The sequence below is a fragment of the Polyangium spumosum genome (assembly GCF_009649845.1).
GTDB lineage: Bacteria > Myxococcota_A > Polyangia > Polyangiales > Polyangiaceae > Polyangium > Polyangium spumosum.
On the sequence record NZ_WJIE01000008.1, the window covers coordinates 206,445 to 219,888 of the forward strand.

Sequence of the window (13,444 nt, forward strand, 5' to 3'; positions counted from 1 at the left end):
GCCCCCCGTTTGGCCATCTTCTCGATCGAGTCCAGGTTCCCCCGTGTCGGGGCACCGCGAAAAACCATTTGCGCGCGCCGCGTCATTTTGCGGCGAAATCGCGTCGAGGGTGTTTGTCCCCGCGCTCGGTACGAGGTTTGCCCTTGGCGCCGAGCATGCCCGCCCGTGTGATCCTCCGCCGACTCCTCACGTTACCGGTTCTCGCGACGCTCGCCCTCGGGACGTCCGGTTGTGCCCTCTTCGACCTGCTCGAGCCTGACACGACCCTCGCCGACCTCGCCCCGGCTCGCGCGCGTGTCGAGGTGGAGCTCGGCGACGAACCTCGTGTCTCGCTGGCGCTCGTGGCCAAGGAGGGCACGTGTGAGGCGATCACCGACGACGTCGAGGCCAGGGTCGACGATCGGCCGATGGATCTCTTCATCCGCGGGGGCGAGACGCCCACGAAGGACGGCTGGGTCTGCGGCGCGCCGACCTTCCGCAAGGCCCTCGCCGAGAAGGACCTCGGCGGCGCCTCCACGCGCTTCGAGGTCTCGGACGACACGGCCCGGATCACGCTCGCCTTCGACGGACTGCTCGCGGCGCGGACGATCACCCCGGACCACCCGCAGAGCAAGGTCGATCCCGGCGCCGAGCTCTCGCTCGCCTGGTCCGCGCCGGCCGACGAGCTCGAAGAGGAGAAGCTCCAGGTGACGTTCACCTACGACGACGAATCCCTCGAGCTCCCGGCCCCGCCGCAGGTGCGCCTCACCGACGGCGAGATCGTCGTGAAGATCCCCCAGGGATCACCGCCCGGCCCGGGGACGTTACGCGTGGAGGCCGAGGTCTCCGTGCCCGCCACGTCCTGCGAGGGCACGCCGAAGTGCGACGCCATCGTGAAAGCCTCGCCCGAGCTGGCGCTCGAGGTGACGGACACGACGGCGCCCTGAGAAGGGGGTTCTCGGACCCCCCTCAACCAGACGACGCCATCAAGGCCCGCAGGCGCGGGAACGCCGCCTGGATGTCGTCCATCGACACCGCGCCCACGCTCAGCCGGAACCAGCCGTTCTCCTCCCGCAGGCCAAACGCCTGGAACGGCACGATGGCCAGGCCTGCCTCCTCCAGCAGCACCTTGCGGATCTCGTCGTTCGTCTGGATCGAACGGCCCCGGATGGTCTTGCCGATCCAGTCGAAGCGCGCCGACAGGTAGATCGCTCCTTGTGGCGCGATGGCGTCGACGGGCAGCCCCTCGGCTTTCATCGCCGAGAAGCCGGCGAAGAGGGCGTCGAGCCGCTCCTTGACCTTCGCTTTTACGCCCGAGAGGAACGTGTGCATCACGTCGGGGGCGTCGAGCAGCGCGGCCGTCGCGACTTGCTCGGCCTTCGGCGCCCACGCGCCCACGTGCCCGAGGATGTCGGCCATGCGCCGCCGCACCGCGGGCGGCATGAAGCCCCAGCCGACGCGCATGCCCGTCGCGCAGAACGATTTTGACAACGCGTCGAGCAGCAGCGTGTACGGCGCGACCTCGGGCACGAGCGAGACGGGCGTCTCGTGCCGCGCCTCGCCGTGCGTGAGCATCCAGTAGACCTGGTCGTACACGAGGAACACGGGCCGCTGCCCCGCGGCGCGGCGCTTGTGGTTCTCCTCGAGCACGAGCTCGGCGATACGCCGCAGCTCGTTTCTGTCGATGACGGTGCCGGTCGGGTTCAGCGGGGAGTTGATGAGGAGGAGCCGGGCCGCGCCGATGTGAGGGCGGAAGTCGTCGGCGGTCGGGAAGAAGTTCGACGCGGCCGAGACGGGGATCTCGACGGCCTTCGCGCCTGACAGGTAGGCGTAGTGGTTGTTGTTCCAGGACGGCACGGGGTAGACGGCGACGTCGCCGGGATCGATGAGCGTGCGATAGGCGCCGTAGAGCAGCGGGCGGGCGCCGCCGGCGACGAGCACGGACTCGATGGGGTAGCGCAGGCCGAGCTCGCGCTCGTAGAAGCGGACGAGGGCCTCGCGCAGCACGAGCACGCCGTCGGACGGCGGGTAGTTCGTGTGGCCCTCGGCGAGCGCGGCGCGTGTGCCCTCGTTGAGCTCGGCGGGGATGGGGAAGTAGGCGGGGTCGAAGTCGCCGACCGTGAGGTTGCAGATCTGGGCGCCCTTGGCCTTCATCGCCCGGATCTCGCCGGCGATCTTCAGGATCTCGGAGCCGATGACGCCACGCGCGAGCGCGGAGAGGCCGGCGTCACCGACCTCGAGCGGAGGAAATTCGAGGGCCGTTACCATGGGGGACGCGGAGCATACCCCCGGAGCCGAGGGCAGGGAATGGACGTTCGTGGCCGTCGCGCTCGGCCTCTTCCAGGCCAAGCGCGTGCTCACGCCGGGGCCGGCCGTGTCGGCCGGAAGGAGACGAGGCGAGCCGCGCCTCTTCCATTCGGGAAACGGGGTCTCCAGATCCCAAGAACCACGCTCGCGCGGCGCATCGGCGCTCCGCCGCGAGACCGGAAGGCCGTTTGCGCGGCGAGCAAGTGCCTTTCCACGGGTCGGGAGAGGCGCTTGCTCGTGAGGGCGCGCACGTGCCGCGAGACCGGAAGGCTGTTTGCGCGGCGAGCAAGTGCCTCTCCACGGGTCGGGAGAGGCGATTTCCTGGCGCGCGCGTGACGCGCCGAGGAGGTGGAGAGGCCATTTCCCGTCGTGCAGACGGGATGCGTGTCGGATCGATCGGCTGATCCACGTCGATCGATCGATCGATCCACCGCTCCGACACGCGAAGAGAGGGGAAAGGCCGCGTTTTTCGAGCGAGATACGCGGTTCGGTCCGTGGCACGGGGATTGATGTGGCTCCTCGGCGAACCCCTGCAATGAAAAAGGCGGTCGCCATGAAGAGCATGCACCTCGTACGTCTCGCCCTCGCCTCTTGCCTCGTCGTCCTCCCCGTCGCCTGCGCCATGCCGGAGGCTGAAGAGATGGCCATGTACGAGGGCGAATTCGAGGCCCCGACCGCGGAGGCGGCGCAGGCCATCGCGAATCCGTGCTTCCCGACCCACCAATCTTTCGAGACCCAGGGCTTCACGACCGGATATACCCTCGACACGACGGCCCCCATCGCGCCCGGCACATTCAACCTCGTGTCCGACGCGAAGGACTGTAATGCCGGGTTCCGTGGCAAGGCGTCGGGCGGCGGCAAGTTCGGGTGTTTCGATGGCGCCACGGTCCCGAACGTGAACGCGGTCTGCGTGAACGTGCCCGTCTCGGCCGGCACCACGTACCGGGCGTTCGTCCGGGCGCGGAGCCTCGTCAAGGATCTGCCCGCGTCGCTCCAGTTCTTCGTCGACGGCGCGGCCTGCGGCAGCCCGAAGTCGCTCACGTGGAACACGAACGAATATGCCTGGGAGTCGCTCACCTGCGATTTCACGGGCGCGACGACCGGCTCCGTCTCGCTTTGCGTCCGGGACCTCGTGACGTATGCCTGGGGCAACGATTTCGGCCTCGACGAGCTGCGCGTCCTGACGCACACAGGCGAGGAGCCGATCGGCTGCCAGTCCGAGAGCTGCGTCGATCGCTCCTGCGACGGCATCGGGCACTGCATGGAGTACGACAACGTCCAATGCGACGAGAAGTGACGTGAGCGCGGCGCCGCCCGCGCGAGGGCCGCCCTGTGGTTTCCACCCACAGCGCGATCGGGTAGAATCGCCCGATCCATGACGAGCCCCGCGAGCAACCCGACGGCGGACGAAGCCCCGGAGGTCATCCCGGTGCCCGCGAAGGAGACGCTCCCCATCGGCCGGGTCCTCGCGGGGCGTTACGAGATCCGCGCGCGGCTCGGCGCGGGCGGGATGGGGGCCGTGTATCGCGCCCACGATCACGAGCTCGACGAGGACGTCGCCCTCAAGGTCGTGTTGCCCGAGCGGCTCGATGAGCCGAAGACGCTCGAGCGGCTACGCGCCGAGGTGAAGATCGCCCGCAAGATCACGCACCCGAACGTCTGCCGCGTCTTCGATCTCGCCGAGGACGCTGGGCTCTTTTTCCTCACGATGGAGCTCATCGAAGGCTCGACCCTGCGCGAGCTCATCGCCGCGGGCGCCATCGCGCCGGCGCGCGCGCTCGACCTCTTGCAGCAAGTGACGGACGGCGTGGCCGCCGCGCACGAAGCGGGGATCGTGCACCACGATCTCAAGCCCGAGAACGTGCTGCTGCGGCGCGACGATCGTTGCGTCGTGGCCGATTTTGGCCTCGCGCGGGGGCCCGAGAACAGCCAGTCGGTGGCCGGATCCGGATTCGCGGGCACGCCCGCGTACATGTCGCCCGAGCAGGTCCGCGCCGAGCCGATCGACGTGCGCTCGGACGTCTTTACCCTCGGGATCCTCGGCTTCGAGCTCTTGACGGGCAAATCACCGTTCGCGGCGCCGTCGATGAGCGCCGTGACCACGGCGATCGTCGGCACGAGCCCGCCGCCGCTCGTGGTGCCCGGGCTGCCGGAGGGGACACGAAAGCCGATCGAGGCCGTGCTCCGGAAGGCGCTCGAAAAGCAGCGGGAGGACCGGTTCGCGCACGCGGGCGAGCTCGCCGCGGCGCTCTCGCGGGCGCGGGCGTCCGGATCGCGGTGGTGGAGGCTCGCGCGCGTCGTGCTGGGCCTCGTCGGGCTTCTTTTCGTGCTGACGCTGCTCCCGCGGGGCGATATCCGCGAATGGAGACCTTTCTCGAGCGACGAGCCGGAGGCCGATGCGAAGGACTCCGCGCCCGAGGACGCGCGGCCTGCCATTGCGGTCCTGCCTTTCGAGAACCTCACGGGAGATCCTGCGTGGGACGGGCTCGCGAAGAGCGCGCCCGAGGCGCTCCGGGGCGGGATGCGGGCCATGCGGGGCGCGCGGCTCGTCGACGAGGCCGACCTGGATCGTGAAGAGGCGCGGGACGCGGGGGTCACGTTCTGGGTGCGGGGCAGCGTGCAGCGGGTCGGGGCGCGGATCCGGCTCTCGGCGCAGCTCGAGCCGCTCGACGCGGACGCAGGCGCGGCGCCGGGGCAGCCCATCGAGATCGACGGCGTCGAGGCCGATACGACGGGCGCCCTCGAAGCGCTGCGCGTGCGCGCGCTCGACGAGGCGAGGTTTTTCGTGCGCGCGCTCGAGCGGAGGCGTCGCGCTCTGCGCGGGACGAGCGTCGCCGCGGCGCGGGAGAAGCTCCTCGTGTACGAAGCGATGAGCGGGCCGGCGCCGAGGCCAGGGACGTTCGATACAGGCCTCGCGCTGCTCGACGAGGCGCTCGCCGCCGATCCGGCGTACGTGCCGGCGATCGTGGCCCGCGCGCACCTTCAATGGCAAGGCGCAGGGAAGGGGACGGACGCGGAGCGAATGGCGCGGGCGCTCGATGCGCTCGATCGGGCCGTCCAGCTCGCGCCCTCGGACGGCCTCGCCCACGAGACCCGATGCCGCGTGGCGCGTGGCGCGGTAGAGCTCGTGGATCGGCCGACGGATCACGAGTTCGACAGGGCCGTCGAGGCCTGCAACCTCGCGCTGCGCGCCGACCCGGCGAGCGCGGAGGCGCGGATCGCGCTCGCCAAGCTCGAAGATCGGCGCTGCCGGGACGAGGAGGCGATGCGATGGCTCGAGGAGAGCGTCGAGCTCGATCGGACGGTGTCCGGCAAGGCGCTCGAGCACCTCGTATCGCTGGCCTTGCAAAACGACAGGCTCGCGATCGCCGATCGCACGAGCGCGCAGCTCGTGGCGTTCCAGGAGGAGGAGCGGAGGCTCGGCCCCGCCGCGCTCGGTCGGCGCGCCGGCCAGCCTGCGGTGCGAGGCGCGTATTTCTTCCGCGGGGTCACGCTGCTGCGGCTCGGAGAGGCGAGCGAGGCGGCGGAGGCATTTCGGCGGGAAATGGCCGACGTGACCGCCAGCCGGAGCGATACGTGGGCCGAGGCCGCGTCGATCCGCGGGCTCTTGCGGATCGCCGAGCAAAAACACGAGGCCCCGGCCGCGGAGCTCGTGCGGCGGCTCGATCGAATCGAGGCGGGCTTTCGAGGCAAGGGCGACGGGGCCGCGCGGATCCTGGTGAGCGCGTATTCGTTCGTGGATCCCGCGGCGGCATTGCCCTGGATCGAGTCGTCGATCGTGGGGGAGGGGTGCGAGGCGGCGGTGGATCGGGCGACGGCGTATCAAGCCGCGAAGAAGCTCGACGAAGCCCGGCGGAGCCTCTCGGCTTGCAAGGACGGCTTCGCCTGGGAGCGATCCTGCGTGGAGGCCTTGCGCCCCATGCTCGGGCCTTGAAGCGCCGCCCGATCAATCCTCGTCCTTGCCCGCGCCGCCCATCAGCCGATCCACGCGCCGCTTCATCATGATACGCGTGATCCCGAGCAGCCGCGCCGCCTCGCTCACGTTGCCCTTCGCCCGGCTCATGGCCTCCTCCACGAGGTTTTTCTCCGTCGGCTCGAGCTCGGCGAATGACTCGGCCAGGCTCTTGCCACGCGGCTGACCGGGCCTCGGCCGCGCCGCGCCGAGCCGCGGGGAGAGGTCGTGCGCGTCCACGAGCGGCCCGTCCGCGTGGATCACCGCGCGCTCCACCTCGTTGCGGAGCTCGCGCACGTTGCCCGGCCAATCGTGCCCGAGCAGCGCCGCCTGCGCCGCCTCGGTGAAACCCTCGATTCGTTTGCCCATGGTCGACGCCGATCTGCGCGAGAGCGCCATGGCGATCAGCAAGACGTCCTTCTCGCGCTCCCGGAGCGGCGGGACCTCGATCTCGACGACCGCGAGCCGATAGTAGAGATCCTCGCGGAAGCGCTTCTCCGCGATCTCGTGCCGCAGATCCTTGTGCGTCGCGCAGAGGACGCGCACGTCGACCTTCTGCGTCCGCTCCGCGCCGAGCGGCTGGATCTCGCCCTCCTGGAGGGCGCGCAGGAGCTTCGCCTGCGCCGGCAGCGCGAGATCGCCGATCTCGTCGAGGAACAACGTCCCTCCGTCCGCGAGCGCGAATTTGCCGCGCTTTTTGGCGACCGCGCCCGTGAAGGCGCCCTTCTCGTGGCCGAAGAGCTCGCTCTCCAGCATCGTCTCGGGGATCGCCGCGCAGTTCAGGGGCACGAAGGGCCGCGCCGCCCGCGGGCTCGCCTCGTGCAGCGCCCGCGCCACGAGCTCCTTGCCCGAGCCGCTCTCGCCCCGCACGAGCACGCTCACGTGCCCCGCCGCCGCGTATTTCGTGATCTGCGCCCGGAGTCGCGTCATCACCTCGCTCTTGCCGAGGATCTCGTCCGTCACGCCCGCGAGCGCCTCCGCGCGGGCCTCCGCCGCCTGATAGCGCTCGGCGCTCTCCAGGGCCGCGCTGACGAGGTGCCCGAGCGCCGTGAGGTAGGCGAGATCGTCGGGCCCGAAGCGCTCCGCCGCTTGCCGATCGTCGACGTAGAGCAGGCCCACCGGGCGCGCGGAGAGGCCCAGCGGCACGGCCATGGCCGAGAGGATGCGCTCGCGGTGCATCGTCTCGAGCCGCGCGTCGCGCTGGGCGTCGCGCACGATGACGGCCTCGCGCCGGCCGAGCGTCGCCTCGAGCACGGCGCGGGAGAGGACCACGTCCGGCGAGGACCCGCGCCGCGCCCGGCAGAAGCGCCGCACGAGCCCGCGCGACGCGTCGCCGAGCCCCACGAGCGCGCGCTCGCCGCCGAGCACGTCCACGATCGCAGAGAGCATCTCGCCGAGCATCACCTCGGTGTCGCCCATCGCCCCGATCGCGCGGCTCACGTCGAAGAGGAGCGAGAGGCGCCGATCCGCCCCGGCCTCGCGGGGCGGCGGGCCCGCGGCCGTGACCTGGTGGTGGACGATCGTCCGCTCGTCCTCCTCGTGCAGCTCGAGCAGCACGTTGCCGATCTGGATCCGGTCGCCGGCCTCGACCACGCGCGTGGTGACGGGCTCGCCATTCACCCGCGTGCCGTGCCGCGAGCCGAGGTCGCGCACCTCGAAGCCCCTTTCGAAGCGCGTGATCGTGGCGTGCTGGCGCGAGACCTGGTTGTCGTCGAGGATGAGCTCGTTTTGCTCGTGCCGCCCGATCCGCAGGACGTCCGGGAGCGGCATGGAGTAGGCCATCTGGCCCGGCTTGCGCACGACGAGGTGGGGCATGGCGTCTCGCGTGCATGGTAGAACATCGTCCTATTTCGCAGAACGACGTTCTCCAGGTGTGCCGTGGCGGAAGCTCAGGCGTGCTCGGGCGGGCTCGGCACGGGATACGGCGCGGGTGGCTCGGGGACGGGGTAGGCGGCCGGCGGCTCGGGCGTGGCGTAGGCGGCCGGCGGGTCCGGCACGGGGTAGGTGTCGGGGGGAAGGGGCGCTTCGTACGGCGCGGCGGCGGGCGGCGAAGCGGCGGCGGCGACCTGGCGCGGCGCGAGCGGGGAGGCCGGGATCACGGGCGCGGGCGGGAGCACGGGCGGCGGGGGGACGGCCGGCGCCTCCGGGATGGCCGGGCCCTCTCCGGCGCCGGCGGGCGGATCGAGCTTCGGCACCGTCACCTCGGGGAGGGCCGGCATGGGCGGCACCGTCACCTCGGGGATCGCGGGGAGGGGGGCCTCTTTCGTCGAAGTCTCCGGCGTGCGGGTCTCGCTCATGGCCCTTTTCACTTTGTCACGAGGCCTGCCCGGGGGCGAGCGGGGCCTTGGGGCTCCCGCGCCTTTTTATCGGTCGGCGTCCGCGCGCCCCGCGCCTGGGCGAGGGGCCGCGCTGCTCGCACGAGCGCGCCTCGTAGCCACCGCGCCCCGGGATCCTCGTGTGTCCTCTCGTGCCACATCATGGTCATCCCGATTGGCTCGAGGTCGAGCTCGGGGGGAAGCTCGAAGGTCGTGAGCGGCAGGAGCGCGGTGAACGTCGCGGCCACGTGCGCGAGCATCGTGGTCACGTGGTCCGAGCTCGCCACGACGTGCGGCACGACCAGGAAATGCGGCACGGTGAGGGCCACGCGCCGCGCGAGCCCCATCTGCGCGAGCGCGCCGTCCACGATCCCGCCCGGCGTCCCGCGCGGGGAGACGAGCACGTGCGAGAGCTCGGCGTACGTCGACAGATCGAGCCTGCCGCGCGCCGTCGGGTGGCCCGCGCGCGCCACGCCGACGAACGTGTCCCGGAACAGCGCCACGCGGCGCACGTCGAGCGCCGGCGCCTCGTGATCGAAGCGCCCGATCGCCACGTCCGCCTCCCCGTCGCGTAACCTCTCGGCGGCGAGCTGGTCCGTGATCGGCAGTACATGCAGGGTGATCCCCGGCGCCTCGCGGGAGACGATCTCCTCGAGCGTGGGCAAGAGGACGAGCTGCACGTAATCCGTGGCCGAGAGCTTGAGCGTGCGCCGGCTCGTCTTCGGGTCGAACGAGGGCAGCGGCGCGAGCAGCGCCTCGAGCTCCTCCACGACGGCCTGGGCGCGCGGCGCGAGGGCCTCGGCGCGGGGCGTGAGCGTCATCGCGCGGCCGACGCGGACGAGCAGCGGATCGCCGAGCGTCTCGCGCAGCCGAGCGAGCGCGTGGCTCATCGCCGGCTGGCTGATGCCGACGCGCTTGGCGGCCTCCGTGACGCTGCGCTCCTGGAGCAGGGCGGCGAGGGCGACGACGAGGTTCACGTCGATGCCTGCAAGGTTCATCGCCCGAGAGAGCGCTACACCAACCTCAGGCGGGCGAAAAGCCCTGACACTTATGGAAGTGCATCTGTAAAATCAAGCGCTCCACCTGCCCTCGCGGCGGAGGCCGTAACGTGTGTTACGTCGGGTTCGGCCTGTAAAACTTCAGCGTGGCCTCGGCGCTCTTGCGCGCCTGGTCGGCGGGCGCGCCCGAGGCCTCGTGGGCGACGCGCCACGCCTCGCTGCACCCGGCCATGAACTGGCCGCCCTCCGGCGTCTGTCCAAACGCGTCCTTTTCGTGGTCCTCCAGGTACGTGCCGCCGAGGCCCAGGCCGAGGCCGAGGAGCGCGAGATCCCAGCCGAGGCCGACGGCGCCCGGCCCGTATTCGTCCCACATGCCCGGGGGGACGATCGCGGTGTGGTCGAGCTCGAGGACCGTCTCTTCTTTTTCGCCCGCCGAGAGCTGCACGTGGACCTTGCTGGACTCGTCGTCCTTGTTCGGGCCCATCGTCCACGTCACTTCGAGCAAGCGCGGCGGCTCGCAGCGCAAGATCTTGCCGCCGGCGTTGCCTTTGAGCTGGTAAAAACCGCCGAGGCGCAGGTCGCCCTCGAGGGGGAGAAACCAGCGCCGGACGCGCTCGGGATTCGTGATCGCGTCCCAGACGTCCTCGATGGCCGCGTCGTAGCTCCGCTTCAGCCGGACGGTGTGGCCTTCCCCGCCGGGCAGGTTCGCTGGGCGGGTCATCCGGTGGACGGCGTTGATCTCCTTCACGATATCGATCATGGTTTGTCCTTCTCCTCCTTCAGGCGGCGTTCGCGTTTGCCACGCGCGAGCTCGGTGGCCAGCGCGTCGAGGCGCTGCTCCCAGAATCGACGGAAGCGATCGAGCCACAGGTCGACCTCCTTCAAAGGCGTCGGGTCGACGGCATACAACCGGCGCGTGCCTTCGGCCCGGACCGTGGCAAACCCGCTGTCCCGGAGCACCTTGAGGTGCAACGAGACCGCCGGCTGCGAAATCCCGAACTCCCTCTGAATGACCTCGCTGATCGAGCCAGCGGTCTGCTCACCTTCGGCGAGCAGCTCGAGGATCCGGCGGCGAACCGGGTCCCCGAGCACGTCGAACGCTTCCACGACGGATGGGTATCACCGTCCGCTTATATCAGTCAAGGCTAAAGTTCGGGGAGGCGGCGCAGAGGTCCGTCATGTCGAACCGCTGCCCGCGCGGCAGGCCCGCCGCGTCGGCGTGGGCCGCGTCGAGGGCCACGAGCACGGTGGAGAGCGTCGCTTGATCGAGCACGCTCGTGGGCTCGAGCGCCTCGAGATCCCGCCCGACGAAGTTCTTCGGGCAGGCGTCGACGACCGGCAACGAGCGCCCCGCCTTTTGCTCCGCGAAACGGATGGGCAGGCCGTGCGTGCGGCAGATCGTGGGGCGCGCCTCGTACACGGCGCAGCGCCCGTCCTCGCCCAGCGCCGGACAAACCGTCCCCTCGGGATCGGCCGCCCGCGCCGCGACGCGCCGCCGCTCCTCGGCGGGCAGGCGATCGAGCGCCTCCTCGATCGCCGCCGCTTCGATCGTCGTCACCGAAAATCGACGCCGGCAGCAGTCGTCGCAGCCCGCGCGGCAGGTGATCGCCTCGCCATATTTGCCCTGCGCGCGCGCGAAAAACGTATCCACCTTCAGGAAGAGCTCGTTCAACCGCTCGCGGGGCGTGGTCATCGCGGGCCTTCTAGCACGCCAAACGCCCGAACGACCCCCGTTTGCCTCACACGAGCCCGCTCGGGTATGTTCGCCCCATGTCCATGACGCCGCCGCCCGGGCCCAACGAGCCGATCGACATCACCGTGATCCTGCACGATCGCTCGCGCGCCGAGCTCCAGGACTTCGTGATCGAGTCGTCCGATCCCGAGAGCCCCCGGTTCGGCCGCCACCTCTCGCGCGACGCGCTCGCGGGCCTCGTGGCCCTGCACGACGTCCAGATCGACGCCGTACACACCTGGCTCCGGCGCGCCGGCCTCGAACCTCTGCCTTCCGGGCCCGTCGGCCGGCAGCTCATCGTCGTGCGCGCGCCCGAGGAGCCCATCCGCCGCGCCTTCGGCCGCCACCTCGCCGATTGGCTGCGCGAGCCCGCCGGGCACCGCTCGCCGCGCGTCGACACCGCCGTGCCCCGCGATCTCGCCGGCTACATCCAGGCCGTCCACGGCCTGCGCAACGCCCCCGAGGCCCGCAGCTCCATGGTCTCCCGCGCCCGGCAGGAGGAGGTCCCCGAAGGGCTCCGCGAGGGGTTTCCCTTTTCGGTCCGCAGCGAGCCCGGAAAACCGCCGCCGCACCTCGCCGGCGTATCACCCGCCGACATCCGTCGCATTTATTCGTTCCCGGACGACCTCACGGGCGAGGGCGAGACCATCGCGCTCCTCATGCTCGGCGGCTCGATCGACATCGGCGATCTGCACCTCTTCTGGCGCGCCCACGGCATCACGCCGCCCGCGGTGGAGATGATCGATCTCGGGCCCACGCGGGGCGGCAGGCTCGTCGATCCGCTCCACCGGCTGGAGGCCACGATGACCGTCGCCTGGGCCGGCGCGATGGCGCCCGGGGCCCGGATCGTCGTGTATTTCGTGGACCCGGAGGTCGTCGCCGACCCGTGGTCGATGTTCCTGCTCGCGGTCATCGGCGACGAGGACCGCGACGTCACGGTGGCCTCGACGAGCTGGATCACCCCGGAGCGGCGTTATTATCGGATCTTCGGCTCGAGCGTGGTCACGGGCCTGCTCGATCAAGCCGCGGCGCTCGGGATCACGGTGATCAGCGCGGCGGGGGATTGGGGCGCGCTCGACGGTATCCCGCGCCGCATGGTCGACGGGTATGCCGTGAGCGACGCGCCCTGGCCGCACGGCGTCTTTCCCGCCGTGGAGGAGCGCGTGCTCGGCGTCGGCGGGACGATGATCACGTGCATGGATCCGCTCACCGAGCTCGCCTGGAGCGGCCCGCCGCCCGTCGCCGTCGCCAGGATGGTGCAATTCACGCAGATCGCGTCGAGCGGCGGTTTCTCCGAGGACGTGCCCATTCCCGCCTGGCAACGCGAGAGCCTCCGGAAATGGTATGCGCGCGGCGCGAACTTGCCGGCCGTCGTGCCGTATGGCCGGGGTTTCCCCGACGTGGCCCTGATGGCCTCGGGCCCCTCGGTGCAGCGGGGCGAGGTGCTCACGGCGCTCGGGTATCAGGCGGTGATCGGGCGGAACTGGATCGATTACGCGGGGGGCACGAGCATGGCCGCGCCGATCTGGGCCTCCATCATCGCGCTCGCGAACGAGGCGCGGCGCAGGGCGGGCAAGGGCCGGGTCGGCTTCGTGAACCCGGCGCTGTATTCGCTGCGCAAGGCCGAGCCGCCGGCGTTCCGCGACATCACGATCGGACAAACCGACGTCTGCGTCCGCGTGGTGAACAGCGTGGGCAAGGCCGTCGTGCAGCGCGTCGACGGCTACAGCGCGTGCTCCGATTGGGATCCGGTGACGGGCCTCGGCGTGCCGCACGTGACGAACCTGATCGGGCACCTCGTCCGGCTGGGCCAGCCGAGCGAAGCGGCGGAGACCTGACGCGTCGATCCCCGCCCGGGCTACCTGTCCCGGCTGGCACGTGTCATGATCCCCGCATGAGCAAGTCCCGGCAGGATGTCCTCGATGAGTCGAAGAAAAAAGCCGTCAAGGCCGGCGTCGTGACGGCCGGAACGGTGGTGCTGGCCGCGGCGGGCCTGCCCGTCCTCGCGACGGTCGCCGCGGTCCCGGCGGCCGTGCTCGGCTGGAAGTGGTGGAAGCACCGCGCCGAGAACGGAATCCGCTTCTGAAATCGGTCGGGCGCCTCTTCGCGCCCGGTCCATGGGGGAGCTGTGCCGCGCTCGATCGAACACCTGTCTTCCCTG

General features: G+C 70.8%; 12 protein-coding genes. 5 read left to right on the forward strand and 7 right to left on the reverse strand.

What is annotated here, in order from left to right; genetic code table 11:
- Positions 1-167 precede the first annotated feature (167 nt).
- Entirely contained in the window at positions 168-926 is a 759-nt protein-coding gene (locus tag GF068_RS27395) for a hypothetical protein (RefSeq protein ID WP_153822425.1), read from the forward strand.
- Positions 927-948: 22 nt separating this feature from the next.
- On the opposite strand, the gene GF068_RS27400 is transcribed toward GF068_RS27395, so the two are convergent.
- Positions 949-2,247 carry a pyridoxal phosphate-dependent aminotransferase gene (locus GF068_RS27400; protein WP_153822426.1) on the reverse strand — a complete coding sequence of 433 codons (1,299 nt, stop codon included), beginning with the start codon at positions 2,245-2,247 and terminating at the stop codon, positions 949-951.
- A 592-nt stretch (positions 2,248-2,839) separates the two neighbouring features.
- On the opposite strand from GF068_RS27400, the gene GF068_RS27405 reads away from it, so the two are divergent.
- Both GF068_RS27405 and GF068_RS27410 read left to right on the forward strand, forming a co-directional pair.
- The gene (locus GF068_RS27405) at positions 2,840-3,583 is read left to right on the forward strand and encodes a hypothetical protein (RefSeq protein ID WP_153822427.1); all 744 of its coding nucleotides are present in this window, start codon (positions 2,840-2,842) and stop codon (positions 3,581-3,583) included.
- 78 nt (positions 3,584-3,661) lie between these two features.
- A complete protein-coding gene (locus GF068_RS27410; RefSeq protein WP_153822428.1) occupies positions 3,662-6,220 on the forward strand; it encodes a serine/threonine-protein kinase in 2,559 nt (852 codons plus the stop codon).
- Positions 6,221-6,232: 12 nt separating this feature from the next.
- Here GF068_RS27410 and GF068_RS27415 read toward each other — a convergent pair whose 3' ends face one another.
- The 6 genes from GF068_RS27415 to GF068_RS27440 form a co-directional block, all read right to left on the reverse strand.
- On the reverse strand, positions 6,233-8,053 hold the full coding sequence (locus tag GF068_RS27415; RefSeq protein ID WP_153822429.1) for a sigma 54-interacting transcriptional regulator: 1,821 nt from the start codon (positions 8,051-8,053) through the stop codon (positions 6,233-6,235).
- 74 nt (positions 8,054-8,127) lie between these two features.
- Positions 8,128-8,535: a hypothetical protein gene (locus GF068_RS27420; RefSeq protein ID WP_153822430.1), complete on the reverse strand. Its 408-nt coding sequence runs from the start codon at positions 8,533-8,535 to the stop codon at positions 8,128-8,130.
- A gap of 8 nt (positions 8,536-8,543) precedes the next feature.
- Positions 8,544-9,551, reverse strand: coding sequence for a LysR family transcriptional regulator (locus GF068_RS27425; protein ID WP_153822431.1), 1,008 nt, complete (start codon positions 9,549-9,551; stop codon positions 8,544-8,546).
- Between the two features lie 115 nt (positions 9,552-9,666).
- A complete protein-coding gene (locus GF068_RS27430) occupies positions 9,667-10,311 on the reverse strand; it encodes an SRPBCC family protein (RefSeq protein WP_153822432.1) in 645 nt (214 codons plus the stop codon).
- A complete protein-coding gene (locus GF068_RS27435; protein WP_338046593.1) occupies positions 10,308-10,658 on the reverse strand; it encodes an ArsR/SmtB family transcription factor in 351 nt (116 codons plus the stop codon). Before GF068_RS27435 ends, GF068_RS27430 begins: the two co-directional genes overlap by 4 nt.
- Before the next feature lie 28 nt (positions 10,659-10,686).
- Positions 10,687-11,244, reverse strand: a complete 558-nt coding sequence (locus GF068_RS27440; protein WP_153822433.1) for a YkgJ family cysteine cluster protein — start codon at positions 11,242-11,244, stop codon at positions 10,687-10,689.
- A gap of 77 nt (positions 11,245-11,321) precedes the next feature.
- On the opposite strand from GF068_RS27440, the gene GF068_RS27445 reads away from it, so the two are divergent.
- Positions 11,322-13,121: a S53 family peptidase gene (locus GF068_RS27445; RefSeq protein WP_153822434.1), complete on the forward strand. Its 1,800-nt coding sequence runs from the start codon at positions 11,322-11,324 to the stop codon at positions 13,119-13,121.
- 56 nt (positions 13,122-13,177) lie between these two features.
- A complete protein-coding gene (locus tag GF068_RS27450) occupies positions 13,178-13,369 on the forward strand; it encodes a hypothetical protein (protein ID WP_153822435.1) in 192 nt (63 codons plus the stop codon).
- The last annotated feature ends 75 nt before the right edge of the window (positions 13,370-13,444 follow it).